The following is a 26421-nucleotide window of genomic DNA, read 5'->3' on the forward strand; positions in this document are numbered from 1 at the left end:
AATAAATATCCCGCCTCTTTATACCTACCACTTAGCGGAACGATTCAAGTGCCCTTGACAAGACAAGTCTTCATCGGCATGATTCGCGGCCTATTTTGTTTGCTATTTCCTAAAAAGTCTTTCGAGGAGCTCGACGGTGGCCAACTCACCTTCCGCCAAAAAACGTGCAAAACAGGCTGAGAAGCGTCGCAGCCACAACGCCAGCCTGCGTTCCATGGTTCGTACCTACATCAAGAATGTAGTTAAGGCCATCGACGCAAAAGACGCTGAAAAAGCTCAAGCTGCATACGTTCTGGCTGTGCCAGTTATCGACCGTATGGCCGATAAAGGCATCATCCACAAGAACAAGGCTGCTCGTCATAAGAGCCGTCTGAATGGCCACGTCAAAGCGCTGAAAGAAGCCGCTTAATCGACGTAGTCATTAAAAAACCGACCTCAGGGTCGGTTTTTTATTGCCTGTGATTTAACAAGCTACAGGCAAAAAAATGTGGGAGCGAGCCTGCTCGCGAATGCGATCTGCCAGTCGATATTTCTATCGACCGACACGACCTCTTCGCGAACAGGCTCGCTCCCACAGTTCGGATTGGTGGCGCTTATTGCTGGACCGGCACCCACGGCAGGATCGGGATCGCCGTCACCGCATTCTGCGGACTACCTTCGATCAAGCGATCGCTGTAGACCAGATACACCAGCGTGTTGCGCTTCTTGTCGAGGAAACGCACCACCTGCATGGTCTTGAACACCAGCGAGGTGCGCTCCTTGAACACCTCGTCGCCGTCCTTCAACTCACCCTTGAACTTGATCGGCCCGACCTGACGACAAGCGATCGAGGCTTCGGCACGATCCTCGGCCAGACCGAGACCACCCTTCACTCCGCCGGTCTTGGCACGCGACAGGTAGCAGGTCACGCCCTCGACTTTCGGATCGTCGAAGGCCTCGACCACGATCCGGTCATTCGGCCCGACAAACTTGAACACCGTCGACACCTGACCGATTTCCTCGGCCGAGACCAGCAATGGCATGGCCATCAGCAGGCCCAATAAACCTTTCGCTACACGCATCGAATTTTCCTTAGACCAGAATCAGATTGTCACGGTGAACCAGTTCCGGCTCCGCCATGTAACCGAGCAAACCGACAATCGCATCCGACGACTGACCGATGATTTTTTGCGCTTCCAGGGCGCTGTAATTGGCCAGACCCCGAGCGATCTCCCGACCGTCCGGCGCCACACAGACGACCATCTCACCGCGACGGAAACTGCCTTGAACCAGTTTCACCCCCACCGGCAGCAGACTTTTGTTGCCCTTGGACAACGCCGACACCGCCCCCTCATCCAGCACCAGGGTGCCACGGGTTTGCAGATGCCCGGCCAGCCACTGCTTGCGCGCCGCGAGCATGCCGCGCTCCGGCGATAGCAGCGTGCCGATGCGCTCGCCCGCCTTGAGACGATCAAGCACACGCTCAAGCCGCCCGCCGACGATGATGGTGTGCGCACCGGAACGCGCTGCCAGGCGTGCCGCACGCAACTTGGTCTGCATGCCGCCGCGCCCCAGCGCACCACCGGTACCGCCTGCAACCGCATCCAGCGTCGGATCATCGGCGCGTGCTTCATAAATCAGCTGCGCATCGGGATTGTTGCGCGGATCGGCGTCGAACATGCCGTCGCGATCGGTAAGGATCACCAGCAGATCGGCCTCGACCAGATTGGCCACCAGCGCCGCCAACGTGTCGTTATCGCCGAAACGGATTTCATCGGTGACCACGGTGTCGTTTTCGTTGATCACCGGAATGACTTTCAGCTCGACCAGCGCACGCAAGGTACTGCGGGCGTTGAGGTAGCGCTTGCGGTCGGAGAGGTCGTCGTGGGTGAGGAGAATCTGCGCAGTGTGCCGGCCATGCTCGGCGAAGCTCGACTCCCACGCCTGCACCAACCCCATCTGACCGATTGCAGCGGCCGCCTGGAGCTCGTGCATGGCGCTGGGTCGTGCGGTCCAGCCCAAGCGACTCATGCCGGCCGCCACCGCCCCGGAGGACACCAGCACCAGCTCGACGCCCGCCTCATGCAGCGCCACCATCTGCTCGACCCAGACACTCATTGCCGCGCGATCCAGCCCTTTGCCGTCAGCTGTCAGCAAAGCGCTGCCGATCTTCACGACCCAACGCTGCGCACCTGTCACCTTGCTCCGCATCATCTTCAACCTTAGCTTGAGGGCAGCGCGACCTGGCACTGCCCGTGACGTTAATCGTGGCGATTGCTGACCAACGATCGATTTCCGGATACTAAAACGCCGCTCGATTGAGCGGCGTTCAAGTTTATCGCAACGGATCAGTCACGCACGTAAATGATTTCCGGACCGTCTTCGTCATCCACATCTTCTTCGTCCCAGTCATCGTCGCCGATGTCATGGACCGACTTCACGCCGCTGCGACGCAGGGCACGCTTGTCGTCCAGCGCCTGCAACTGCGCACGGGCTTCGTCTTCGATGCGCTGATCGAGATCGGCCAGCTCTTCCTTGTACGCAGGATCTGCGGCGAGGCGATCGGCACGGTCTTCCATGTAACGCATGATGTCGTGGCACAGACGCTCGGTACCGATCTTGGCGATGGCCGAGATCACGTAAACCGGACCGGTCCATTCCAGGCGATCGACGATTTCCTTGACGCGAGCATCGTGCTCTTCTTCAAGAATCTGGTCGCACTTGTTCAGCACCAGCCAGCGATCACGCTCGGCCAGCGACGGGCTGAACTTGATCAGCTCGTTGACGATCACTTCAGCTGCGTCCGGAGCACTGGAGTCATCCAGCGGCGCCATGTCGACGAGGTGCAGCAGCAGACGCGTACGCGCCAAGTGCTTGAGGAAACGAATGCCCAGGCCGGCACCGTCGGAAGCGCCTTCGATCAAGCCCGGAATGTCGGCAATGACGAAGCTTTTCCAGCGATCGACGCTGACCACACCCAGGTTCGGCACCAGTGTGGTGAACGGGTAGTCGGCGACTTTCGGCTTGGCGGCCGAGACCGAACGGATAAAGGTACTTTTACCGGCGTTCGGCAAGCCCAGCAGACCGACGTCGGCCAGCACTTTCATTTCCAGTTTCAGGTCGCGCTGCTCGCCCGGCTTGCCTGGCGTGGTCTGACGCGGTGCACGGTTGGTACTGGATTTGAAACGGGTGTTGCCCAGACCGTGCCAGCCGCCCTGCACTACCATCAGTTTCTGACCGGCCTTGGTCAGGTCGCCGATGACTTCCTGGGTGGCAGAGTCGATCACGGTGGTGCCGACCGGCACGCGCAGGATCAGGTCTTCGCCCTTCTTGCCGGTGCAGTCGGTGCTGCCACCGTTGGAGCCACGCTCGGCATCGAAGTGACGGGTGTAACGGTAGTCGACCAGGGTGTTGAGGTTTTCGTCGGCCATCATGTAGATGGAACCGCCGTCACCGCCATCACCGCCGTTCGGGCCGCCGTTTTCAATGAATTTTTCCCGGCGAAAACTCATGGCACCGTTGCCACCGTCACCGGCCTTTACGCGAATCGATACTTCATCAACAAACTTCATAACCAACGCCTCTCGCCGTACGGACGAGCCGAAAAACAATCAAGACATAAGACTCTTGCAAAAATGAGCGCAGCGACCCCAAGACACGACCTGCATCGCACGCCGACAGCCCATACAAACAGCTTTGCAAGAGACTCACCCCACAAACGAAAAAGCCCCGTCGCAAGACAGGGCTTCTCCAGCGATCTCGCGATTAAGCCGCGATTACGCTCACGTAACGACGACCGAAGGCGCCCTTTACTTCGAACTTGATCACGCCTTCGATTTTAGCGAAGAGAGTGTGATCCTTGCCCATGCCAACGCCGTAGCCAGCGTGGAATTGGGTGCCGCGCTGACGCACGATGATGTTGCCGGCCTTGATGACCTGGCCGCCATACATCTTCACGCCAAGGCGTTTGGCTTCTGAGTCGCGACCGTTACGGGTACTACCACCAGCTTTTTTGTGTGCCATGAGTTCAATTCTCCTAGTGAGGAATTAGGCTGTAATTAAGCCTGAATACCGGTGATTTTGATCTCGGTGAACCACTGGCGGTGGCCCATACGCTTCATGTGGTGCTTACGGCGACGGAACTTGATGATGCGGACTTTATCGTGACGACCTTGGGAGATCACTTCAGCCTTGACGGTTGCGCCAGCAACAACTGGTGCGCCGATGTTCACGTCGTCGCCGTTGGCGACCAGCAGAACGCGATCAAAAGTCACGGATTCGCCAGTAGCGATTTCCAGTTTTTCGATCTTCAGGTATTCACCTTCAGCGACCTTGTATTGCTTACCGCCGGTAACGATTACTGCGTACATGGTATTTCTCCGATAATCCTGCTCACCCAGCTCTTTATAAGAAGAGGTATTGGCTGGCATGGCTGCATGGGGCTGGAACGGCCCAAGTGCAATTGCGTAAGGCAGGTGCTGCCCAGGAAGTTCAGGGTGCGCGATTGTACGCAAGCAATCCGCCTCGCGCAAGTGGCCGTCCATCGCGCCTTGACAGGTCTGGACGGGGGTCCTAGCATGCCGCGCAACCCTTCTGGAGCGACTCTCGCTGATGCAACCCCAAGCTTTCTACCGCGCGGTGGCGGACGATTTTAGCGCCGTCGACGGCATCATCAAGAAGCAGCTGACGTCTCGAGTGCCGCTGGTATCGAAAATCGGCGATTACATCACGTCGGCCGGCGGCAAACGCCTGCGTCCTTTATTAGTGTTGCTGTGTGGCAAGGCCCTGGGTCGCGAAGGCGACGACATGCGCCTGCTGGCCGCCACCATCGAATTCCTGCACACCGCGACCCTGCTGCATGACGACGTCGTCGACATGTCCGGCATGCGCCGTGGCCGCTCGACCGCCAACGCCATGTGGGGCAATGCCCCGAGCGTGCTGGTCGGCGACTTCCTGTATTCGCGCTCGTTCGAAATGATGGTCGAACTGGGCTCGATGCCGGTGATGAAGATTTTGTCTCAAGCCACGCGGATCATCGCTGAAGGCGAAGTGTTGCAGCTGTCCAAGGTGCGTGACGCCAGCACCAGCGAAGAAACCTACATGGAAGTCATCCGCGGCAAGACCGCGATGCTCTTCGAAGCCTCGACCCACAGCGCCGCCGCCCTGGCTGGCGCGACCGCCGAGCAGAGTGAAGCCCTGCGCACGTTCGGCGATCACCTGGGTGTGGCGTTCCAGCTGGTTGATGACTTGCTCGACTATAAAGGCGACGCGGAAACCCTGGGCAAGAACGTCGGCGACGATCTGGCCGAAGGCAAGCCAACCCTGCCGCTGATCTACACCATGCGCGAAGGTACGGCCGAACAGGCGGCACTGGTGCGTCAGGCGATCCAGAAAGGCGGGATCGAAGACCTGGAAAGCATCCGCATCGCCGTCGAAGCGTCCGGCTCGCTGGAGTACACCGCGCAACTGGCCCGCGATTACGTGGCCCGCGCGATCAAGTGCCTCGAGGCGCTGCCGGCCAGCGAATACCGCGATGCGCTGGTGGAGCTGAGCGAGTTCGCGGTAGCCCGCACGCACTGATATTGCTGAAACAAGATCAAAAGATCGCAGCCTTCGGCAGCTCCTGCACATCACCGTAGGAGCTGCCGAAGGCTGCGATCTTTTGCTTTTGCCTGCCTGAAAAGCTAAAACCCTATACAATGTGCGCCCTTTATCCCTCCTGATACCCAAGGAACCTTAGTGAGCACGTTGCCACCCTGCCCGAAATGCAATTCCGAATACACCTACGAAGACGGCACCCAACTGGTCTGCCCCGAGTGCGCCCACGAGTGGTCTGCGAGCGGCGAAGCCGAAGTGGCGGCTGATGATGCCGTGAAGAAAGATTCGGTCGGCAACGTCCTGCAGGACGGCGACACCATCACCGTGGTCAAGGACCTCAAGGTCAAAGGCACGTCGCTGGTGGTCAAGGTCGGCACCAAGGTCAAGAACATCCGCCTGTGCGATGGCGATCATGACATCGACTGCAAGATCGACGGCATCGGTCCGATGAAGCTCAAATCCGAGTTCGTCAGAAAAGTCTGAGCCTTGCGTCATCCATCCTGCGCCAGCCGTGGGATGGAGCTTTGCCCTCCCCGCTTCAGCTCAATGAATCCGCGCATGGCCATCAGCCAGCCATTTTGACCTGACACAACCTTTACCCGGAAAACTCCACGATCCGCCAATAGGCACTTGCTATTTGATGAATAAGAATTATTCTCATTGAAACCTTTCAAGGAGATGAGCCCCATGACTTATTTGATCGACGCCTGGCTGGATCGCCCACACCCTTACCTCAGAATCCTCCATCGGGAAACCGGCGAAGTCTGCGCAGTGCTTGAAGAAGAAGCCTTGCATGAGCTGCAGGATCAAGGCGATCTGGACGTCAGCAGCCTCAATTCCAGCGAGCCGCTGGTGCTCAAGGAGCTGGTGCGCAATCTGTTCCTGTTCTGCTATGCCCGGGCGTTGCGCCCGACCAATGAGCTGCACAACAAGATCGAAATATGAGCAGCATTAAAAAAACCTGTGGGAGCGAGCTTGCTCGCGAAAGTGATAAATCAGTCAACGAATGAGTCGACTGAAAAACCGCCTTCGCGAGCGAGCTCGCTCCCACATTTTTCAGCCCGCCATCAAGGCAGGCTCGGTATTACAGAACGTCGAGCAGCTCGACGTCGAACACCAGAACGCTGTGCGGCGGGATGCTGCCCACGCCTTGCGCGCCGTAAGCCAGTTCGCTCGGCACGTACAGGCGCCATTTGCTGCCGGCATTCATCAGTTGCAGGGCTTCGGTCCAGCCAGCGATCACGCCGCCAACCGGGAATTCTGCAGGCTGGCCGCGCTCGTAGGAGCTGTCGAACACAGTGCCGTCGATCAGGGTGCCGTGGTAGTGCGTACGCACCTGGTCTTCACGGGTCGGCTTGGCGCCGTCGCCCTGAGTCAGTACTTCGAATTGCAGGCCGGAAGCCAGGGTGGTGATGCCGTCACGCTTGGCGTTTTCGGCGAGGAAGGCCAGGCCTTCGCCAGCCGCTGCTTCAGCCTTGGCCGCTGCTTCGGCTTGCATGATCTCGCGGATCACCTTGAAGCTGGCGGACATTTCTTCCTGGCCAACACGGCTTGGCTTGCCGGCGAAAGCGTCGGTCAGACCGGCCAGGATCGCGTCCAGGCTGACACCCGGTGGCGGGTTGTCGCGCAGCTGGTCGCCGAGTTGACGGCCGATACCGTAGCTGACGCGGGTTTCGTCGGTGGACAGATTTACTTCGGACATGACACTGCTCCGCTGTGCGGACGGCCACAGGACTTGCCGTGCGTGCACAGCGCGTCCCGGCGCGCCCGGAACCAAAAGGGCGAGCAGACTAGCACAGATACCCCGGACTTGGGGCCGGGGCTACAGGGCCGAGCGCCAGGCGAGCGGCACTTTCAGGCTTTCATCGAGGTCAGCGACCAGCCCGCACATTTCGTCATGGACTGAGGTGTGCACAAGGTTGAAGGGCAGAACCGGGAAGGCATGCAGCAGATCCCGCGCGTGCTCCACTGAGCGCAGCGTCAGCATATTGCCCTTGAGATCGCTTAACGGATACGCCGTCCCATGCATCCTCGCTTCCAACAGGTAAATGCCCCCTTCCATGGAGATCAGGTTCAACTCGTCGACCTTTTTGGCAACAGCAAACGCGTTCAACTCTTGCAGGTTCATGGAAGCACCTCACACCGTGGCGAATCGCACCGTTACAGGCATAGGCCGCTGCGCTTGAAAGCACAAGCCACAAACGAAACCGCCCGTCTGTTTCGCAACAGGCGGGCGGTTTTTTTGCCTTGATCGGCTGATCAGTGCTTGGTGACCTTGTCCAGGTAACCCATGGCAAACGCGGACACCACAAAAGTCATGTGAATGATCACGTACCACATCAGATGCTCAGGATCGACGTTCTTGGCATCCATGAAGATACGCAGTAGGTGGATCGAAGAAATCGCCACGATCGACGCCGCGACCTTCATCTTCAGCGACGACGAGTCCATGGTGCCCAGCCAGCTGAGCTTCTCTTTGCCTTCGTCGATGTCCAGTTGCGAGACGAAGTTCTCGTAGCCGGAAATCATCACCATCACCAGCAGACCGCCCACCAGCGCCATGTCGATCAGCGACAGCAGCACCAGAATCAGATCCGATTCAGCCATGGCGAAGACATTGGGCAGGATATGGATGATTTCCTGGAAGAACTTCAATGCCAGCGCCAGCAGACCGAGGGACAGGCCGATGTAGATCGGCGCCAGCAGCCAGCGGGTGGCGTACATTGCATTTTCGATAAAGCGTTCCATTGACTCTCACACAAGGGGCTGGAAATGGCGGCGAGTATAACAGCCCGCTGTGACAGCCAGAAACCGCCGGAAAATCCGCCACCTGCGTGTGTGTGACAAAGTTTTTCTGCTAGTGTCCAAAGCATTGACAGCCCAATGACAGTGGACAGGACGCGTGGAAATGGATGTGCGATCAGCCTTGACGACTGCCGGAATCTGCCTCGCCTTGCTCATCGGCGGTTGCTCGCCCGGCGATGAAAAACAAGTCGCCAACCTCGACGAAAAAACCGCCACCTTCGAACAGTCACTGGACACGATCAGCGATCCCAAGCTCAAGGACGCCATCACCGAACTCGGCGGTTCGCTGCTGTTGCTCGAACGCGCCCGGCTCAAGCTCGACGACATCGCGCCGCACACCGAATACGGCGCAGACGCCCTCGCCGTGCTCAAGCACTACCCTACCCCGCAAGCACTGGTCGATACCTTCATCGACGGCCTGTTCGTGCTGCACAAGGACGCCAGCTCGGATTACCTCACCGATCTGCAGCCGGTATTCCCGTTCAACCTGAACATTCCCGGCGGGTTCCTGTTTCCGCACGGCATCGAATGGCATTCGGTGACGTTGAGCAACAAACGCGTGATCGCCTGGCAGCCGGAGTGGTCGGAGACCGACCCCGGCATTCAGCTCAGCCCGTCCAGCTCCAACGTGACCAATCCCGATGACCTGACGGTGACCTACCCGTTCATCGATGGCCTCAACGTCGACAAGAAAAGCCTGCCGCAACCGGTCAGCCTGCAAGGCCAGGTCGAAGTCATCGCGCCACGGCGCTTGTACAGCTTTGACCTGACGCAGAAAGACGTCGGCCAAACCCGCAGCAACGACAACCTCAGCGTCAAGCTGCTCAAGCTGGAAAAGAACTACGCCGAGGTCGAAGTCAGCAACAGCCTGCCGCTCGCGGCAGAAGTTGCCGAAACCCGGATCAATCCGCTGATCGTCCAGGCCCGCGACGCCAGTGGCCAATACCTGGTGCGCGCCGGTTCGATCAACGAAAGCCCGGAGCAGGTCGAGTTTTACCAGAAGCAACTGACGCAGTTACAGAAGCAGAAGAGCTGGAGCGACACCCTGGAAAAACAGCTCAGCGACGACCAGCAAGCCTTCGAGAAAGACCACCCACGCCGCTACAACAAGGTGTATTTCCACGGCCCGATCGACACACTGGAAGTCAGCGTGCTCGACTTCTCCTCGGCAACAGTGACGCGCAAATCCCTGGACCTGCCGGTGCGCACCTTCAATCCACACACCACGGCCAAAGCCGTGCAGCCGCTGGACCTGCCAGTTGTGGTGTATGACGATCTCGCCGCCAACTGGCTCAAAGGCGCGGACCTGACTGAGGAACAATTGAAGGCCGGCGTGCGCATTCATCAATCGGTTGAAGAGCCGAGCGCGGCGCGTATCGAGTTTTCCCACCGCCGCACCTTCAATGACGAATTGCTTGGCGACGAACTCAACCCCGGCGTCAGTCCCGTGACCTTCTTCACGGAAAAGCGCGGCGGCAAACTCGACGAGCCGATCGAACTGCCGCCCGAGGCGTACCAGGTCGATCCGCTGCAAGCGACGATTACTTATGATCTGAATCTGTTTCCGGAAACCCCGGCGATTGCCGTGGGCTCGATGCCGTTGTTTCTGGCCACAGTGACCAAGCAATCCTACGACGCGCAGTCATTGCCCAAAGGCCTGGCGATCAAGGACAACACGCTGGTGGTCGACCTGAAAACCTTCCCGGCCAACGAGTGGCGCTTCTTCGTCAAGGACGACAGCGGCCACTACCTCAAGCAGATTCTTTCGGTCAGCCACGACGCCAGTGCAGAAGGCCCGGCGCTACTCGGCGTGCACTACTTTTATGGTCGCCCGACTCGCGTGGAGACCTATCAGCGCACCGACCTCGCCACCGTGCAATACGGCTTTGAGGTCAAGCTCGACAAGGCGCCGGTGGACCAGACGGCGCCTTAACCGTTGAGGCTGCGCCCACGACCGCCGTTGATCTGCCGCAACTGCGCTTGCAGGTGCAGGCTCCAGATCTGCGGATCATCGGCCAGTTCGTAACCATGCAAGGTCAGGCTTTCAACGATGGTGTCGAGAATCGACTCGGCCGCGACCGGGCCGTGAAACGGGCCTTGGGCTTTGATCGCGGAAGGTTGTTCGCCGGCCATGCCGGCCGCGAAGAGCAGCGTCCACATGCCGTTGTCGCCGGCCAGCGGCTTGACGGCGCATTCGATCCGGGTCACCAGACCCAGGCATTGACGGGTGAGACAGAGGTTGCGCGACATGGCGGCGACCCTCGGTAAAGCCGGTATTCAGCCCCCACGGGAGGACTGGCTCGATCCAGTGATACTGTCGATATCCTTGACCTGAGAATAGAAGAAAAGTGTCCCGCGCAAGCCAAATGGAACCAGAAGGCGCCGAATGGTCATTGTGTGAATATTGGCGCCAGAGTAGTGGCACATTCCCCGAAGATCACCGCAGAGATCAATCTGGAAAAGCATTGTGGGAGCGAGCCTGCTCGCGAAGACGATGGATCAGCCAACTCATTCGTCGACTGATACAGCGCTTTCGCGAGCAGGCTCGCTCCCACAGGGTTTATTGCAAGCCTGTCAGGCCGGTTTGGCTTCGGCGAGGGCCTCCTGCGCCAGTTCCTTCTCGGCCTCCTTCAGGTCCTCTTCGCTGATCATCTCGGCGATATCGCGCAGGCGCTCGACCACTCGCGCATTGATGCTGCCTTCGGGGAATTCGCCATCGGCGTTCGGCTCCCCGGCCGGCTCGCCCACCAGCAGGCTTAGCGCTTCATCGGCCTGACGCACCGCATACACATGGAACTGCCCGGCGCGCACGGCGGCGAGGACTTTCTCATCGAGCATCAGCGTGGCGACGTTGGCCTGGGGAATGATTGCGCCCTGCTCGCCGGTCAGGCCGCGTGCTTCGCAGAGGCGGAAGAAGCCTTCGATCTTCTCGTTGACCCCGCCGACTGCCTGCACTTCGCCGAACTGGTTGATCGAACCGGTGATGGCAAAACATTGCTTGAGCGGGGTTTTCGACAGTGCCGAAATCAGCGTGCACGCCTCGCCCAGCGACGCACTGTCGCCATCGACGTAGCCGTAAGACTGCTCGAGCGCAATGCTCGCCGAGATCGCCAGCGGGAATTCCTGGGCGTAACGGCTGCCCAGATAACCGGTGAGGATCATCACGCCTTTGGAGTGAATCGGCTGGCCGAGGTTGACCTCACGCTCGATGTCGACGATGCCGCTGCCGCCCGGATAGACCGTGGCGGAAATCCGCGCCGGCACGCCGAACGCCGAATCGCCGACCTCCAGCACTGTCAGCCCGTTGCACTTGCCGACCGCCGCACCGTCGGTGTCGATGAGGATGATCCCGGCGAGCATGTCGTCGAGAATCCGCGCCGAGACCCGCCCGGTGCGAGTGGCCTTGGCTTTCAGGGCGCGTTCGATATGGCCGGCGTCGGTCATTTCATCGCCGGCCAGATGGCGAATGAAATCCGCCTCGCTGACCAGTTGGAACAGATCGCCAATGCGCGCCGACAAGCGCCCCTGATGCTCGGCCAGCCGTGCGCTGTAGGTCGCCAGTCGTGCCACCGCATCGGCGGTCAGCGGCGCCATGCCTTCTTCCGAAGTGCGGGTTTTCAGGAGCTGGGCGAACTGCTCGAGGCTTTCGTCGACCATCGGGATGTCTTCGTCGAAGTCGACCAGAACGCGGAACATCTCCTGGAAGTCCGGATCGAGATCCTGCAGCGTGTAATACAGCTGCCGCGCACCGATGATGATGACTTTGACCTGCAACGGGATGTGCTGCGGATTCAGGGTCATGGTGGCGAAGCGGCCCATCTCGCCCAGCGGCGACTCCATTTTCAGTTTGCGCGATTGCAGGGCGCGTTTGAGCGCATCCCACACGAACGGCTCACTGAGCATTTTTTCCGCTTCGAGAATCAGGAAACCGCCATTGGCGCGGTGCAGCGCACCCGGACGCAACTGCCGGTAAGTGGTGTAGAGCGCGCCCTGATCGGTGGTGTACTCGATGCGGCCGAACAGGTTTTCGTAGGTCGGATGCGGTTCGAACACCACCGGTGCACCGCCGCTGGCCGGATGCCCGACCACCAGGCTTGGTGCGTATTGTTCTTCCAGCAACTTGCGCGCGACGGCGTCGGTCTTGCTGTCGTCGACCAGTTGTTCGACCACGGTTTTCAGCAGGTAGACCTGCATCGCTTGCAGGTAACCGCAAACCCCGGCGTTCTCTGCGTACTTCTCCGACAGCGGCGCCAGCAACGGCTGCAAGGCCAGGGTGATGGTTTCTTCGTTGAGCGAACGCAGTTGATTGTTCGACTCGCGCTTCCACTGCGGCAGGCTGGCGAGTTCTTCGTTCAGGCGCTCTTCGAGGCCGGAAATGTCATCGTGAAAACGCTCGCGCTCGGCTTCCGGCAACTGCGCGAATTCGGCTTCGTCCAAGGCCTTGCCGTCGAGCATCGGCGTGAAGGCGATATTGCTGCTGTCGCGGTACAGGGCGACGTCTTTTTCCAGGGCCAGGCGTTCGATGATGTCCAGCGCCTTGTCGTAGCGCTGATTGAAGGCGCGGTCGATGGCGCTTTTTTTCTGCTGGTAGGACGGGTGTTCGAAAACTGCCGGAAAAGTCGCCAGCAGGTTGTCGATCAGGCCGTTGATGTCGCCGATGAACGAGGCCGCCGTGCCCGATGGCAGCTCCAGTGCGCGCGGTTCGCGCGGCTCATCGAAGTTGTTGACGTAGACCCAGTCCGCCGGGGTCTGCAGGCGTTTGCCTTCGGCTTTCAGGTAGCGTTTGACGAACGAGAACCGGCCGGTGCCGGGCTCGCCCATGACAAATACGTTGTAACCGGGGCGTGGCATCGCCACACCGAACTGCAAGGCTTCGACCGCGCGTTCCTGGCCGAGCACACCGCGAAAGGGCTCCAGATCATTGGTGCTAGTGAAGCTGAACTGTTCAGCGGAAAACGGACGAGTCAGCGCTTCGGGCGCAAGACGCAGGCTGGCAGCAACAGGATCAGGCATCGGGCTTCCTTAACAATCAGGCGGGGCAGGTAGCGGCATTCTGGCGCTGCCCGTGCCCCACTGGCAAGGCGCGCCACATGACAAAGCATAGACAAGCGCGCGGCCGGCCGACGCGTCCCGATAAATCAGAGGTTTATTCCAAATATTTTGCAAAAAGTCACGGAACCGCTGGAACGTGCCTAAACTCCAAACTGCGCGGCTGGAACTAATACCGGCCCACTGACACTTTCGGCTTTGTCCTCGGGCAGAGCACGAAGGGCCAGAACCCTGTCCATTGGTATGCACATAAAGAGAACAAAGCTATGAAACGGATTCTTCTCGGTACTCTCTTCACCGCTGTATCCATCAACGCAATGGCGCAAGCCCCGGGCGGCCCGGATTGCGGTTGGGGCAACATGCTGTTCGAAGGTCAGCGTGGCACCCCGGCGCACTTCCTTGCTTCCACCACCAACGGCACTTCCGGTAACGCCACGTTCGGTATGACTTCCGGCACCAACGGTTGCTCGACCAACGCATCGCTGACCTACGGCGGTAAATCATGGTTCGCCATGAATGGCATGATGAACGAGCTGTCCGAAGACATGGCCAAAGGCAATGGCGAAGCGCTGACCACTTATGCCGTGGTCCTGGGCGTAGCACCGGAAGATCGTGCGCACTTCGCGCAAGTGACCCACGAGCACTTCCAGCAGATCTTCAGCAAAGCTGACGTGACCGCTGAAGACGTGCATACCAACACCCTGGCAGTACTGAAATCGGACCCACGTCTGGCCAAGTACGCAACTCAGGCTTAAGCTCGACCCCGCCCGCTTCCTTCGGGAAGCGGGTTTTGTTTTTTTGGCCCGCCCCTCTTTGGGTCTTTTATTTCTTTCCTGTTCAAGTTGCCGACTATGCTCAAACGCCTTGCCTGGCTGGCGCTCTGTGTCTGCGCCCCGCTGTCCGCCGCGCCTCACATCGATCCTCAACGTTTGCAGCAACTGGCCAACGACCGCTTCTGGATTTCCCTCGGTCATTACGAAACCGCCAAACTCGGCGGCTGGCGCAGCTATGTCAGCGACAAGAAGTTCTTTCTCGCGCCCGACGGCAACGAGCATCCGGACCGCGAACTGGCCGCCACCGTGCAGGCGCTGTACGCCCCGGCCAGTCTCGGCGAGCAACACGCACAATGCGTATACCCCGCGCGCACGCGCTGGCTGAAAGCGCAGCTCAATCTCGCTGACCTGCCAGCGCCGGAATGCGCCGAATACAAGCAATGGTTCAAGGACGTCTCGCCGCACAGCGCGGTGATGATTTTCCCGGCGGCGTACCTCAACAGCCCGTCGTCGATGTTCGGCCACACCCTGCTGCGCATCGATCAGGCGGACGTGCAGGCCGACAAGACCTCGCTGCTCAGCTACGCGATCAACTTCGGCGCCTACATCGAAGGCTCGGACAACAGCATTCTGTATGCCTGGAAAGGCTTGATGGGCGGCTACCCGGGGCTGTTCGCGCTGGTGCCGTATCAGGAAAAACTGTCGGAATACCGCAGCCTGGAAAACCGCGATCTGTGGGAATACCGGCTCAATCTGACCCAGGAAGAAACCGCACGCATGGTCGAACATGTGTGGGAGCTCAAGCAGATCCAGTTCGACTATTTCTTCTTCGACGAAAACTGCTCGTATCGCTTGCTGGAGCTGCTGCAAGTGGCGCGGCCGAGCCTGCGCCTGACCGAACAATTTCCGCTGACCGCAATCCCCACCGACACCGTCAAAGCGGTGAAAGAGGCCGGGCTGGTCGAGCACATCGAATATCGCCCGTCCCGCGAACGTGAACTGCTCAGCCGCGCCGAGCCGTTGAGCGATGATGAACAGCAATGGGTGCTGAAAGTCAGCGCCGATCAAAAAGTCCTGCAAGAGCCAACGTTCAAAGCCCTGCCCCGCGCACGTCAGGCGCTGATCGTCGACGCCGCCTATCGTCTGGAGCGCTACCGCGCCAACGGTCAGGAGCGCGATCCGCAACGAGCGCAGCGCAGTTTCGAACTGCTGCGGGCGATCAACAAGAACCCGGCGCCGGAGCTGGAAATACCGCAACCCGGTCTGCCCGAAGATGGCCACGAGTCCCGCACCTGGCAGGCCGGCCTCGGTACGCGAGGCGATCGCGCCTTTGGCGAATACGGCTTGCGCATGGCTTATCACGACCTCAATGACAACGCCGAAAGCTTTCCTCTCGGGGCGCAGATCGAGATCCTGCAACTGAAGCTGCGCCAGTACGAAGGCAATGACTGGCAGTTACAGCAACTGGACCTGGCGACCATTCGTTCGCTGACACCGCGCAACGAGCTGCTGCAACCGCTGTCGTGGCAAGTCACCGGTGGCCTTGAGCGGGTGCCGGGCAAGCATGACGACGAAACGCTGGTCAGCCATGTCAACGGTGGCGGCGGCGGCACGTGGCAGTTGGGCGAAGACGTGCTCGGCTTTGCGCTGGGCACGGTGCGCGTGGAGCACAACAACGACTTCGCCGAGTTCGTTTCCCCGGCTGGTGGCTTCAACACCGGCGTGCTATGGAAAAACCCGCTGGGCAATCTGAGCCTGGAGGCCAAGGGCGACTACTTCTTCAACGGCGAAGTGCGCCGCAGCCTGAGCCTGAATCAGCAGTGGGAGCTGTCGCGCAACCTCGGTTTGCGCCTGAGCGCGCAGCGCGAATTCAGCCAGCTCGCCAGCCCGGAAACAGAAGTCATGCTGGAAGTGAAGTGGTATCACTACTGATCCCGAGCCTGTGTGAATCTCCCTGTGGGAGCGAGCCTGCTCGCGAAAGCGTTGGTTCAGTCAATAGTAGTGTTGCCTGACACGACGCCTTCGCGAGCAGGCTCGCTCCACAGGGGCTTTGTGGTGTGCAATGGATTTTTCACAGGCCTTCGACAGCCGCCTCATGAATCCCCTTCTAGACTTTCCTTATGAGCCGAGTATCGGCGCGGGAGAGTGCGATGTGGCGGTGCGTGGGGTTGTTGGGTGTTGTATTGGCGCTGGGCGGTTGCCAGACCACCCATGAAGACTTGATCGCCAAGGGTTATCCACCGGCCTTCGCCGACGGTTTCGATGACGGTTGCGTCAGCGGCCGGCAAGCGGCAGGTTCGATCAGCGGCGAGTTTCGCAAGAACGTGCCGCGCTATCTCAAGGACCAGCAATACGCCGACGGCTGGGTCGACGGCTTCCGCCAATGTCAGGCGATGCTGGAAAACAGGGATCGCGAGCAATATCGCAACGAGCATTGGGACGAACGCGAACGCGCCTGGCAGCAGCAGAAGGACCAGGACGTCGGGCGGGCTTATCGCTCGCAATAGGTCGCTTGCAGACATCCAGTGAAACCAAATGCCGGCAATCATGGCCCAAATCCTTTAACAGGAGGACTTCATGAGTCGCGCATTCGTCAACGAAGACAACGCCGCCGCGCAGGCCGATCAGCCGGTCGAACGTCAGGTCAGCACGCAGCCCAACTACGTCACCCCACAAGGGCTGGCGCAGTTGCAGGCGAAAGTCATCGAGTTGCAGAGCCTGCACGCCGAGCAAACGGCCAAGGGCGAGCAGGCCGACAAACAACGTCTCGCCGATCTGCAACGGGATCTGCGTTATTTCACTCAACGCCTGAGCAGCGCCCAAGTCGCAGTCGCTGCGACTTCCACCGACAAGGTGCAGATCGGTAGCTGGGTGACTTTTGCCGATGAACACGACACTGAACACCGCGTGCAACTGGTCGGCGAGGATCAGGCCGACGCCAGTCAGGGCCTGATCAACTGGGCCTCACCGCTGGGCCGGGCTTTGCTTGGCGCCCAGCTCAACGATGAAGTGCTATGGCAGCGGCCTGCCGGCGATCAACTGATCGAAGTGATCCGCATCGAACCGGCTTAAACCACGCCTTGCGCCAACATCGCATCGGCGACTTTGACGAAGCCGGCAATGTTCGCGCCTTTGACGTAATTGATCTGACCGTTGTCTTCGCCGTAATGCACGCAGGCGTGGTGGATCGACTGCATGATCGCGTGCAGCTTGCTGTCCACCTCGCCCGCCGTCCACAGCAGGCGCATGGCGTTCTGCGACATCTCCAGACCGCTGACGGCCACACCGCCGGCATTCGACGCCTTGCCCGGTGCGAACAGAATGCCGGCCTCGATAAAGATATCCACAGCCGCCAGCGTGGTCGGCATGTTCGCGCCTTCAGCCACACAAACGCAGCCATTGCGCAGTAGCGTGCGCGCGGCTCCGGCATCGAGTTCGTTTTGCGTCGCGCAGGGCAGCGCGATGTCGCACGGCAGCGACCACGGATGTTGGCCGGCGCGGAATTCCAGACCATGGGCGCTCGCCAGTTCGCTGATGCGCCCACGTTTAACGTTCTTCAACTCCAGCAGCGCCAGCCACTGTTCTTCGCTCAGTCCTGCTTCGCAGTACAGCGTGCCTTCGGAGTCGGACAGGGAAATCACTTTGCCACCCAGGTCCATCACTTTGCGCGCCGCGTACTGGGCAACGTTGCCGGAACCGGAAATCGCCACGCGCTTGCCTTCCACGCTCTGCCCGCGGCGCTTGAGCATCTCCTCGGCGAAGTACACGCAGCCGAAACCGGTGGCTTCCGGGCGAATCAGGCTGCCGCCGTAGGTCATGCCCTTGCCGGTGAGGACGCTGGTGAACTGGTTGCTCAGGCGCTTGTACTGGCCAAAGAGGAAACCGATCTCCCGCGCACCGACACCGATATCACCGGCCGGCACGTCAACGTCGGCGCCGATGTGGCGATACAGCTCGCTCATGAACGCCTGGCAGAAACGCATGACTTCAGCATCGCTCTTGCCCTTCGGATCAAAGTCGGAACCGCCCTTGCCGCCGCCCATGGGCAGGGAGGTCAGCGAGTTCTTGAAGGTCTGCTCGAAGGCGAGGAATTTCAGCACGCCGAGGTTCACCGACGGATGAAAACGCAAGCCGCCCTTGTACGGGCCGATGGCGCTGTTCATCTGGATACGGAAGCCGCGATTGACCTGGACCTTGCCCTGATCGTCGACCCACGACACCCGAAACACCAGCGCACGCTCCGGCTCGCAGATGCGCTCGAGAATCCCCGAAGTCAGGTAATGCGGATTGGCTTCAAGAAACGGCCACAGGCTGCGCAGGACTTCTTCGACAGCCTGGTGGAATTCGGGTTGATCCGGGTCGCGTTTTTTCAGGCGCGCAAGGAAGGATTCGACGGATTCGATCATGGGCAAAGTCTCGGCAAATTTATTGTCGTTGGAGGAGATTGGGCCGGACTGTAACAAACGAATTGCGCACAGGAACAGAGCAAAATGTCGCAGTTATGAAATTAAATGGTGCACAGGATATAAATCAGGTCGGTTTTTGACCCTGCTTTGCACTCTAATAGTGAGATCAGACTCACGTCATGCACCAACAGTTACACGCCCTTCGCGAGCAAGCTCGCTCCACATTTGAAATGCGTTCTCCTGTGGGAGCGAGCTTGCTCGCGAAGGGTTCGACTCGGTTAAACCTGAAAAACACAGAAAAAAACGGAGCCCGAAGGCTCCGCTCTATCTGCAACCAACCCGATATCAGGCCAGTTTCTTGTGACGTACCCGGTGTGGCTGGGCCGCTGCTTCGCCGAGGCGTTTTTTGCGGTCGGCTTCGTACTCGGTGTAGTTACCTTCGAAGAACACCGCTTGCGAGTCGTCTTCGTACGCCAGGATGTGCGTGGCGACACGGTCAAGGAACCACCGATCGTGGGAGATCACAATGGCGGCGCCCGGGAAGTCCAGCAGGGCTTCTTCCAGCGAACGCAGGGTTTCCACGTCGAGGTCGTTGGACGGTTCGTCGAGCAGCAGGACGTTGCCGCCCTCCTTCAGGGTCAGCGCCAGGTGCAGACGACCGCGCTCACCGCCGGACAGGTCCTTGACGAACTTCTGCTGGTCGCCACCCTTGAAGTTGAAGCGACCGACGTAGGTACGCGACGGGATCTCGTAGTTGCCGATGCGGATCTGGTCGGAACCGTCGGAAATCTGCTGGAACACGGTCTTGCTGCCGTCGAGGTCTTCACGGCTCTGGTCGACGCAGGCCAGTTGCACGGTTTCACCGATTTCGATGCTGCCCGAATCCGGAGTTTCCTTGCCCATCAGCATGCGGAACAGCGTCGACTTACCGGCACCGTTACCGCCGATCACGCCGACGATGGCGCCCTTCGGCATGGAGAACGACAGGTTGTCGATCAGCACGCGATCGCCGTAGCCCTTGGTGACGTTCTTGAATTCGATGACCTTGTCGCCCAGGCGTGGACCGGCCGGGATGTAGATCTCGTTGGTCTCGCTGCGCTTCTGGAATTCCTGCGATTGCATTTCTTCGAAGCGTTGCAGACGTGCCTTGGATTTCGACTGGCGGGCCTTGGCGCCTTTGCGCACCCACTCCAGTTCTTCCTTCATGGCTTTTTCATGAGCCGACTGCTGCTTGGATTCCTGGGCCAGACGATCGGACTTGGCTTCGAGCCAGCCCGAATAGTTGCCCTCGTAAGGAATGCCCGCGCCGCGGTCGAGTTCCAGAATCCAGCCGGCGACATTGTCGAGGAAGTAGCGGTCGTGCGTGATCGCGACCACGGTGCCCGGGAAGTCGTGGAGGAAATGCTCCAGCCACGCCACCGAATCGGCATCCAGGTGGTTGGTCGGTTCGTCGAGCAGCAGCATGTCCGGCGCGGACAGCAGCAGACGGCACAGGGCGACACGACGCTTTTCACCACCGGACAGGTGTTCGACTTTCGCGTCCCAGGCTGGCAGACGCAGCGCATCAGCGGCGACTTCCAGTTGGCGCTCGAGGTTGTGGCCGTCGCTGGCCTGCAGAATCGCTTCGAGCTTGGCCTGTTCAGCGGCGAGCTTGTCGAAGTCGGCGTCCGGGTCGGCGTAGGCCGCGTAGACCTCGTCCAGACGCGCTTGCGCATCCTTGATCACGCTGACCGCTTCCTCGACCACTTCACGCACGGTCTTGGCAGGGTCGAGCTGCGGCTCTTGCGGCAGGTAACCGATGTTCAGGTCCGGCATCGGACGGGCTTCGCCTTCGAACTCGGTGTCGACGCCGGCCATGATTTTCAGCAGCGTGGATTTACCCGAACCGTTGAGGCCGAGCACGCCGATCTTGGCGCCGGGGAAGAAGGACAGCGAAATGTTCTTGAGGATTTCCCGCTTCGGCGGAACAACTTTGCCCAGCCGATGCATGGTGAAGACGTATTGAGCCATGGAGAACCTTGGGTCAGTGACAGATGAATGATTGGAGCGCAGGCGATGCCTGGCCAGACTGTGCGCGTCGTTCACTTGATCGCAATCAATGCGTGCGCGCTGGAAAAAGTCTGATTGTAGGGGCTGGAACGCCCCCGGTCTAACCGGCAAAGCTACCTTAATGCTGGAAGGCAGTCCAGCCGAGAGGGGCTGGCACTTCGCCACGAGTCAAGGCATGCTAGCCGCCCTTCGGGCGTCCGGCTTATAGTGCACGTCGCGCCAGTCCAGCCAAATCGCAGGATCACAGCTTGACCAATGTCACTCCGCCAGCCTCTGTGAGCAGCACCCCACCGGCGCCCGGCTCGCCCCTGCGCGGGACATTAAAGGGTGCGCTGGCCACCCTCGTGCTGTTATTGCTCGCGTTGCTGTTCTGGCAACTGCTCGATCAATTGCGCGAAACTCAGAAAAATCAGCGCCAATACACCATCGACTACACCGCCGACCTCGCCGCCCAGGTCAGCCTGAACATGGCGCTGAATGCGCAAATCGCCCTCAATCTGCTACCGATCGTCGAACAACCGCAAACCGCCGACGAACAGCAGATGTTGCTGCGCAAGTTGCAACGCTCGCTGCCCGACCTGCGCAGCATGGCCCTGCTCTCGCCCTCCGGCCGCATCATCAGCGACAGCGCCACCGACAGTTCCGACGCCGATTACCTGACCGAACTGGTACGCCGCAGCCGTGCCCAGGCGCATTACTTCAGCAATGCCGATGACGGCTCGGTGGTGCATCTGCTGTTGCATCAGGCCAGCGGCAGCAGTCGCGGTTACTGGGCCTTGCGCCTGACGCCAACCTTCTTCGATTCGCTGACCAAACAGGACGCCACCGCCCTGCGGCCGTTGTGGCTGGTGGAAAATCGCCTCAATCACCAGATCATCAGCCGCGATGCCGGGCTGCCCTCGGTCAAGGCTGGCGGGCTGACGCCTGACGATGTCGCCAACACCGTGCTGACCGTGCCGCTGAGCAGCAGCGACTGGCAACTGCGCGGGCTGTTCGACCGCCAGCGCGTACTGGAAGAGTTGCTACCGGCGTTCATCGGCAAATGCCTGCTCGGCCTGGCGTTCTCGATGTTGCCGGTGATCGCGCTGCTGAACATGCGTCGGCGCCAGCGCCAGGTGCATGAAGGCCGGCGGCGTTATCAGGATATTTTCGAAGGCACCGGCGTGGCCTTGTGCGTGCTTGACCTGTCCGGCCTCAAGCAGATGTTCGACAAGGCGCAGATCCAGACCAGCGACCAGCTCAAGGCCTGGCTCGACCAACCGCAGCAGCGCCAGCAGTTGCTCGCGGAAATGCGCGTCACCGAAGTCAACCAGGTCGCCCTGCAACTGCTCGATGTGCATTCCTGCGACGATGCCTGGCAACTGCTGATCGATGGCCAGCGCCATCCGCAGTGCGCGATCGGTCAGCAGATCCTCGACGCCGTCCTGCAACAGCAGAAGCAGCTGGAACTGGAAATCAAACTGCCCAACAGCAATGGTCGCGACCAGCACCTGTGGATGGTCCTGCGCCTGCCGAGCGAGCAGCACGACTATAAAGCGGTGATTCTCAGCATCAACGACATCACCAGCCGCAAGCTGATCGAGCTGTCGTTGCTGGAGCGCGAAGGCTTCTGGTCGGACGTGGTGCGCACCGTGCCCGATCATCTGTATGTGCAGGACGTGATCAGCCAGCGGATGATTTTCAGCAACCACCACCTCGGCCAGACCCTGGGCTACAACCGCACTGAACTGCATCAGATGGGCGAATACTTCTGGGAAATCCTCCTGCACCCGGAAGACGCCGACTATTACCATCGCTCACGGCAGTTGCAGCGCCACGCCGGTTACAGCCAGCTGTTGCAATGCCAGTTGCGCTTCCGTCATCGCGACGGCGAGTGGCGGCGCTTCGACATCCGTGAACAGGCGCTGGCGCGGGACAAGCACGATCAGGTCACGCGGATCATCGGCGTGGCCAAGGACATCACCGAACAGATCGAGGCCAGCGAATCGCTGCGTGACAGCGAGCAGCGTTACCGCATGCTCGCCGAAAGCATCAGCGACGTGATTTTCTCCACCGACAGCAAGCTCTCGCTGAACTACGTCAGCCCCTCGGTGCAGGCCGTGCTCGGTTACAACGCCGACTGGATTTTCCAGAACGGCTGGCAATCGATCATCGCCAATCCCGGGCAACTGAACGGCATTCATGTGCTGATGGACCGCGTCAGCAAGGCGCTGGACAAGCCCGAGCAACTGGCATTGCTGCGCAGTCAGGTGCAAACGCAGCTGTTCCTCTTCGATTGCCTGCGCGCCGACGGCCGCAAGATTCCGATCGAACTGCGCCTGGTGCTGGTGTGGGACGAACACGGCGCGTTCGAAGGCGTGCTCGGCGTCGGCCGCGATATCAGTCAACAGCGCCGTGCCGAAAAAGATCTGCGCATGGCCGCCACGGTATTCGAGCACTCGACTTCGGCAATCCTGATCACCGACCCCGCTGGGTACATCGTCCAGGCCAACGAAGCGTTCAGTCGGGTCAGCGGCTACAGCGTCGGCGAAGTGCTCGACCAGTTGCCGAACATGCTCACCGTCGACGAGCAGCAGGACGCGCACTTGCGCTACGTGCTCAAGCAGTTGCACGAGCACAGCACCTGGGAAGGCGAAGTGTGGATGAAGCGCCGTAACGGCGAACACTACCCGGCGTGGGTAGGCATTACTGCCGTGCTCGACGATGAGGGCGATCTGGCCAGTTACGTGTGTTTCTTCAGCGACATCAGCGAGCGCAAGGCCAGCGAGCAGCGCATTCACCGCCTCGCCTATTACGACGCCCTCACCCACCTGCCGAACCGCACGCTGTTCCAGGATCGTCTGCACACCGCGCTGCAAGCGGCCGAACGGCAGAAGTCGTGGGTGGTGCTGATGTTCCTCGACCTCGACCGTTTCAAACCGATCAACGACTCCTTGGGCCACGCCGCCGGCGACCGCATGCTCAAGGACATGGCCACGCGCCTGCTGGCCTGCGTCGATGACGATGACACCGTGGCGCGCATGGGCGGCGACGAATTCACCTTGCTGCTGCAGCATCGCTCCAACCGAGAATTGGCGCTGAACCGGGCGATTCACGTGGCCGAGCAGATTCTCGCCAGCCTGGTGCGGCCGTTCGTGCTTGAGGGCCGCGAGTTCTTCGTCACCGCCAGTATCGGCATCGCCCTGAGTCCGCAGGACGGCAATGAACTCAGCCAGTTGATGAAGAACGCCGACACGGCGATGTACCACGCCAAGGAACGCGGCAAGAACAACTTCCAGTTCTATCAGGCCGACATGAACGCCAGTGCGCTGGAGCGCCTGGAACTGGAAAGCGATTTGCGCCATGCGCTGGAGCAGAACGAATTCGTCCTGTATTACCAGCCGCAGTTCAGTGGCGACGGCAAGCGTTTGACCGGCGCCGAAGCGCTGCTGCGCTGGCGCCATCCGCGTCGCGGGCTGGTGCCGCCGGGGGATTTCATTCCGGTGCTGGAAGAGCTCGGCCTGGTGGTGGACGTTGGCGACTGGGTCATCAGCGAGGCCTGTCGACAGCTGAAAACCTGGCACCAGCAACGGGTGCGGGTGCCGAAGGTCTCGGTGAACATTTCCGCACGGCAGTTCTCCGACGGCCAGTTGGGTACGCGAATCGCGACGATCCTGCGCGAAACCGGCCTGCCGCCGGCGTGTCTGGAGCTGGAACTGACCGAAAGCATCCTGATGCGCGAAGTCAGCGAGGCGATGCAGATTCTTGCCGGGCTGAAGAACCTCGGCCTGAGCATCGCGGTCGATGACTTCGGCACCGGTTATTCATCGCTCAACTACCTCAAGCAATTCCCGATCGACGTGCTGAAGATCGACCGCACCTTCGTCGACGGCCTGCCGTCCGGCGAACAGGACGCGCAGATCGCCCGGGCGATCATTGCCATGGCCCACAGCCTGAACCTGGCGGTGATCGCCGAGGGTGTGGAAACCCATGAGCAGCTGGACTTCCTGCGCGAGCATGGCTGCGATGAGGTGCAGGGATATCTGTTCGGCCGGCCGATGCCGGCGGGACGGTTTGAAGCGCAGTTCTGTAACGATGCGCTGTTCATGTTCGACTGACGATCTGCGGCGCGCCCGAAAAGATCGCAGCCTTCGATCGTTCCCACGCTCCGCGAGGGAATGCCTCACTGGACGCTCTGCGTCCGCTTCGGCAGGTGACGCGCAGCGTCACGGGCTGCATTCCCACGCAGAGCGTGGGAACGATCAATGCCCCTTTTGCTCGCGAAGGGGCCGGCAAAAGCACCGCACATCTGTCATGAACGCCACTTGTCTGCGACATGACGTCGTTTCATATGTCATCCAAAAGCGGTTGGGTTAGAATGCCCCCCTTTTCTGCCCCCGATCCTTGAGGACCGCCATGTTCAGCCGTGATTTGACTATTGCCAAGTACGACGCCGACCTTTTTGCCGCCATGGAGCAAGAAGCTCAGCGTCAGGAAGAACACATTGAGCTGATCGCTTCGGAAAACTACACCAGCCCAGCGGTGATGGAAGCTCAAGGCTCGGTCCTGACCAACAAGTACGCCGAAGGCTATCCGGGCAAGCGTTACTACGGTGGTTGCGAATACGTGGACGTGGTTGAACAACTGGCCATCGACCGCGCCAAGGAACTGTTCGGCGCCGATTACGCCAACGTTCAGCCGCACGCCGGTTCCCAGGCCAACGCCGCTGTTTACCTGGCTCTGCTGCAAGGTGGCGACACCATTCTGGGCATGAGCCTGGCCCATGGTGGTCACCTGACCCACGGCGCCAGCGTTTCCTCCTCGGGCAAGCTGTACAACGCCGTTCAATACGGTATCGATGCCAACGGCCTGATCGACTACGACGAAGTCGAGCGCCTGGCGGTCGAGCACAAGCCGAAAATGATCGTTGCCGGTTTCTCGGCCTACTCGCAGATCCTCGACTTCCCGCGCTTCCGCGAAATCGCTGACAAGGTCGGCGCCTACCTGTTCGTCGACATGGCTCACGTCGCCGGTCTGGTTGCCGCTGGTGTCTATCCGAACCCGGTGCCGTTCGCCGACGTCGTGACCACCACCACCCACAAGACCCTGCGCGGTCCACGTGGCGGTCTGATCCTGGCCCGTGCCAACGCCGAGATCGAGAAGAAGCTCAACTCCGCAGTATTCCCGGGCGCCCAGGGTGGCCCGCTGGAGCACGTGATCGCGGCCAAGGCGATCTGCTTCAAGGAAGCGCTGCAGCCTGAGTTCAAGGCTTACCAGCAACAAGTGGTGAAGAACGCCAAGGCCATGGCCGAAGTGTTCATCGCACGCGGTTTCGACGTGGTATCGGGCGGTACTGAAAACCACCTGTTCCTGCTGTCGCTGATCAAGCAGGACATCTCCGGTAAAGATGCCGACGCCGCTCTGGGCAAAGCGTTCATCACCGTGAACAAGAACTCCGTGCCTAACGATCCACGCTCGCCGTTCGTCACCTCCGGCCTGCGCTTCGGTACTCCGGCTGTGACCACTCGCGGTTTCAAAGAGGCCGAGTGCAAAGAGCTGGCTGGCTGGATCTGCGACATCCTGGCTGACCTGAACAACGAAGCGGTGATCGACGCCGTTCGCGAGAAAGTCAAAGCCATCTGCAAGAAACTGCCGGTGTACGGCGCTTGATGCCTCGTTAATCCGCAATAAAAAACCGGTCACGATCAGACTGTGTGAAAACGCACTGACGGCGGTTCCAGCAAACGCCCCGACTTGTTCGGGGCGTTTGCTTTTGTGCTCAC

At 60.1% G+C, this 26421-nt stretch carries 23 protein-coding genes; 11 read left to right on the forward strand and 12 right to left on the reverse strand.

Features of this window, described 5'->3' with window-relative positions; translation table 11 throughout:
* Positions 1–136: 136 nt before the first annotated feature.
* Complete coding sequence (rpsT, locus tag AAEZ10_RS24775; protein ID WP_003228351.1) at positions 137–409, forward strand: 30S ribosomal protein S20; 273 nt, start codon at positions 137–139, stop codon at positions 407–409.
* A 184-nt stretch (positions 410–593) separates the two neighbouring features.
* Here rpsT and AAEZ10_RS24780 read toward each other — a convergent pair whose 3' ends face one another.
* The 5 genes from AAEZ10_RS24780 to rplU form a co-directional block, all read right to left on the reverse strand.
* Positions 594–1061, reverse strand: coding sequence for a CreA family protein (locus tag AAEZ10_RS24780; RefSeq protein ID WP_041477794.1), 468 nt, complete (start codon positions 1059–1061; stop codon positions 594–596).
* A 10-nt stretch (positions 1062–1071) separates the two neighbouring features.
* Positions 1072–2190 (reverse strand): glutamate 5-kinase, encoded by a 1119-nt coding sequence (gene proB, locus AAEZ10_RS24785; protein ID WP_039761700.1) that lies wholly within the window; start codon positions 2188–2190, stop codon positions 1072–1074.
* 137 nt (positions 2191–2327) lie between these two features.
* On the reverse strand, positions 2328–3551 hold the full coding sequence (gene cgtA / locus AAEZ10_RS24790) for an Obg family GTPase CgtA (protein ID WP_016773122.1): 1224 nt from the start codon (positions 3549–3551) through the stop codon (positions 2328–2330).
* A gap of 193 nt (positions 3552–3744) precedes the next feature.
* The gene (rpmA, locus tag AAEZ10_RS24795) at positions 3745–4002 is read right to left on the reverse strand and encodes a 50S ribosomal protein L27 (protein WP_016773121.1); all 258 of its coding nucleotides are present in this window, start codon (positions 4000–4002) and stop codon (positions 3745–3747) included.
* 35 nt (positions 4003–4037) lie between these two features.
* Entirely contained in the window at positions 4038–4349 is a 312-nt protein-coding gene (gene rplU, locus AAEZ10_RS24800) for a 50S ribosomal protein L21 (RefSeq protein ID WP_007924746.1), read from the reverse strand.
* 241 nt (positions 4350–4590) lie between these two features.
* Between rplU and AAEZ10_RS24805 the strand changes: the two genes are divergently transcribed.
* The 3 genes from AAEZ10_RS24805 (at position 4591) to AAEZ10_RS24815 (ending at position 6522) form a co-directional block, all read left to right on the forward strand.
* Complete coding sequence (locus AAEZ10_RS24805) at positions 4591–5559, forward strand: polyprenyl synthetase family protein (protein ID WP_016773120.1); 969 nt, start codon at positions 4591–4593, stop codon at positions 5557–5559.
* 159 nt (positions 5560–5718) lie between these two features.
* Complete coding sequence (locus AAEZ10_RS24810) at positions 5719–6060, forward strand: zinc ribbon domain-containing protein YjdM (RefSeq protein ID WP_350571400.1); 342 nt, start codon at positions 5719–5721, stop codon at positions 6058–6060.
* A gap of 204 nt (positions 6061–6264) precedes the next feature.
* Positions 6265–6522, forward strand: coding sequence for a PA4570 family protein (locus tag AAEZ10_RS24815; RefSeq protein WP_016773118.1), 258 nt, complete (start codon positions 6265–6267; stop codon positions 6520–6522).
* Between the two features lie 139 nt (positions 6523–6661).
* On the opposite strand, the gene bamJ is transcribed toward AAEZ10_RS24815, so the two are convergent.
* The 3 genes from bamJ to AAEZ10_RS24830 all read right to left on the reverse strand — a co-directional run bounded on the left by bamJ (position 6662) and on the right by AAEZ10_RS24830 (position 8325).
* The gene (bamJ, locus tag AAEZ10_RS24820) at positions 6662–7279 is read right to left on the reverse strand and encodes a BamJ family beta-barrel-assembly machinery protein (RefSeq protein WP_016773117.1); all 618 of its coding nucleotides are present in this window, start codon (positions 7277–7279) and stop codon (positions 6662–6664) included.
* Positions 7280–7399: 120 nt separating this feature from the next.
* Positions 7400–7705, reverse strand: a complete 306-nt coding sequence (locus tag AAEZ10_RS24825) for a DUF6482 family protein (protein WP_110603155.1) — start codon at positions 7703–7705, stop codon at positions 7400–7402.
* A gap of 131 nt (positions 7706–7836) precedes the next feature.
* Entirely contained in the window at positions 7837–8325 is a 489-nt protein-coding gene (locus AAEZ10_RS24830; RefSeq protein WP_016773116.1) for a TIGR00645 family protein, read from the reverse strand.
* A 160-nt stretch (positions 8326–8485) separates the two neighbouring features.
* On the opposite strand from AAEZ10_RS24830, the gene AAEZ10_RS24835 reads away from it, so the two are divergent.
* Entirely contained in the window at positions 8486–10315 is a 1830-nt protein-coding gene (locus tag AAEZ10_RS24835) for a hypothetical protein (protein WP_110646712.1), read from the forward strand.
* Here the strand turns inward: AAEZ10_RS24835 and AAEZ10_RS24840 are convergent.
* Positions 10312–10632 carry a PA4575 family protein gene (locus AAEZ10_RS24840; RefSeq protein WP_016773114.1) on the reverse strand — a complete coding sequence of 107 codons (321 nt, stop codon included), beginning with the start codon at positions 10630–10632 and terminating at the stop codon, positions 10312–10314. The two genes, AAEZ10_RS24835 and AAEZ10_RS24840, sit on opposite strands and share 4 nt — an antisense overlap.
* Positions 10633–10956: 324 nt before the next feature.
* Positions 10957–13395 (reverse strand): Lon protease family protein, encoded by a 2439-nt coding sequence (locus AAEZ10_RS24845; RefSeq protein ID WP_024014367.1) that lies wholly within the window; start codon positions 13393–13395, stop codon positions 10957–10959.
* A 302-nt stretch (positions 13396–13697) separates the two neighbouring features.
* Here AAEZ10_RS24845 and AAEZ10_RS24850 point away from each other — a divergent pair, with 302 nt between their 5' ends.
* The 4 genes from AAEZ10_RS24850 (at position 13698) to AAEZ10_RS24865 (ending at position 17276) form a co-directional block, all read left to right on the forward strand.
* On the forward strand, positions 13698–14186 hold the full coding sequence (locus AAEZ10_RS24850; RefSeq protein WP_016773112.1) for a DUF3015 domain-containing protein: 489 nt from the start codon (positions 13698–13700) through the stop codon (positions 14184–14186).
* A gap of 96 nt (positions 14187–14282) precedes the next feature.
* Positions 14283–16136: an Lnb N-terminal periplasmic domain-containing protein gene (locus AAEZ10_RS24855; protein WP_024014368.1), complete on the forward strand. Its 1854-nt coding sequence runs from the start codon at positions 14283–14285 to the stop codon at positions 16134–16136.
* A gap of 218 nt (positions 16137–16354) precedes the next feature.
* Positions 16355–16711: a hypothetical protein gene (locus AAEZ10_RS24860; protein ID WP_095181853.1), complete on the forward strand. Its 357-nt coding sequence runs from the start codon at positions 16355–16357 to the stop codon at positions 16709–16711.
* Positions 16712–16781: 70 nt separating this feature from the next.
* Entirely contained in the window at positions 16782–17276 is a 495-nt protein-coding gene (locus tag AAEZ10_RS24865; protein WP_243241612.1) for a GreA/GreB family elongation factor, read from the forward strand.
* On the opposite strand, the gene gdhA is transcribed toward AAEZ10_RS24865, so the two are convergent.
* Together gdhA and ettA are read right to left on the reverse strand one after the other, a co-directional pair.
* The gene (gdhA, locus tag AAEZ10_RS24870; RefSeq protein ID WP_350571405.1) at positions 17273–18610 is read right to left on the reverse strand and encodes an NADP-specific glutamate dehydrogenase; all 1338 of its coding nucleotides are present in this window, start codon (positions 18608–18610) and stop codon (positions 17273–17275) included. The genes AAEZ10_RS24865 and gdhA overlap by 4 nt on opposite strands.
* A 345-nt stretch (positions 18611–18955) precedes the next feature.
* Positions 18956–20620: an energy-dependent translational throttle protein EttA gene (gene ettA / locus AAEZ10_RS24875; protein ID WP_016773108.1), complete on the reverse strand. Its 1665-nt coding sequence runs from the start codon at positions 20618–20620 to the stop codon at positions 18956–18958.
* Between the two features lie 287 nt (positions 20621–20907).
* Between ettA and morA the strand changes: the two genes are divergently transcribed.
* A complete protein-coding gene (morA, locus tag AAEZ10_RS24880; RefSeq protein WP_350571407.1) occupies positions 20908–24756 on the forward strand; it encodes a cyclic di-GMP receptor MorA in 3849 nt (1282 codons plus the stop codon).
* 298 nt (positions 24757–25054) lie between these two features.
* Positions 25055–26308, forward strand: coding sequence for a serine hydroxymethyltransferase (glyA, locus tag AAEZ10_RS24885; RefSeq protein ID WP_016773106.1), 1254 nt, complete (start codon positions 25055–25057; stop codon positions 26306–26308).
* Positions 26309–26421: the final 113 nt, after the last annotated feature.

Origin of the sequence: Pseudomonas sp. H26/SER47-MNA-CIBAN-0231 (assembly GCF_040310465.1) — a bacterium.
GTDB classification, from domain to species: Bacteria; Pseudomonadota; Gammaproteobacteria; order Pseudomonadales; family Pseudomonadaceae; genus Aquipseudomonas; species Aquipseudomonas atacamensis.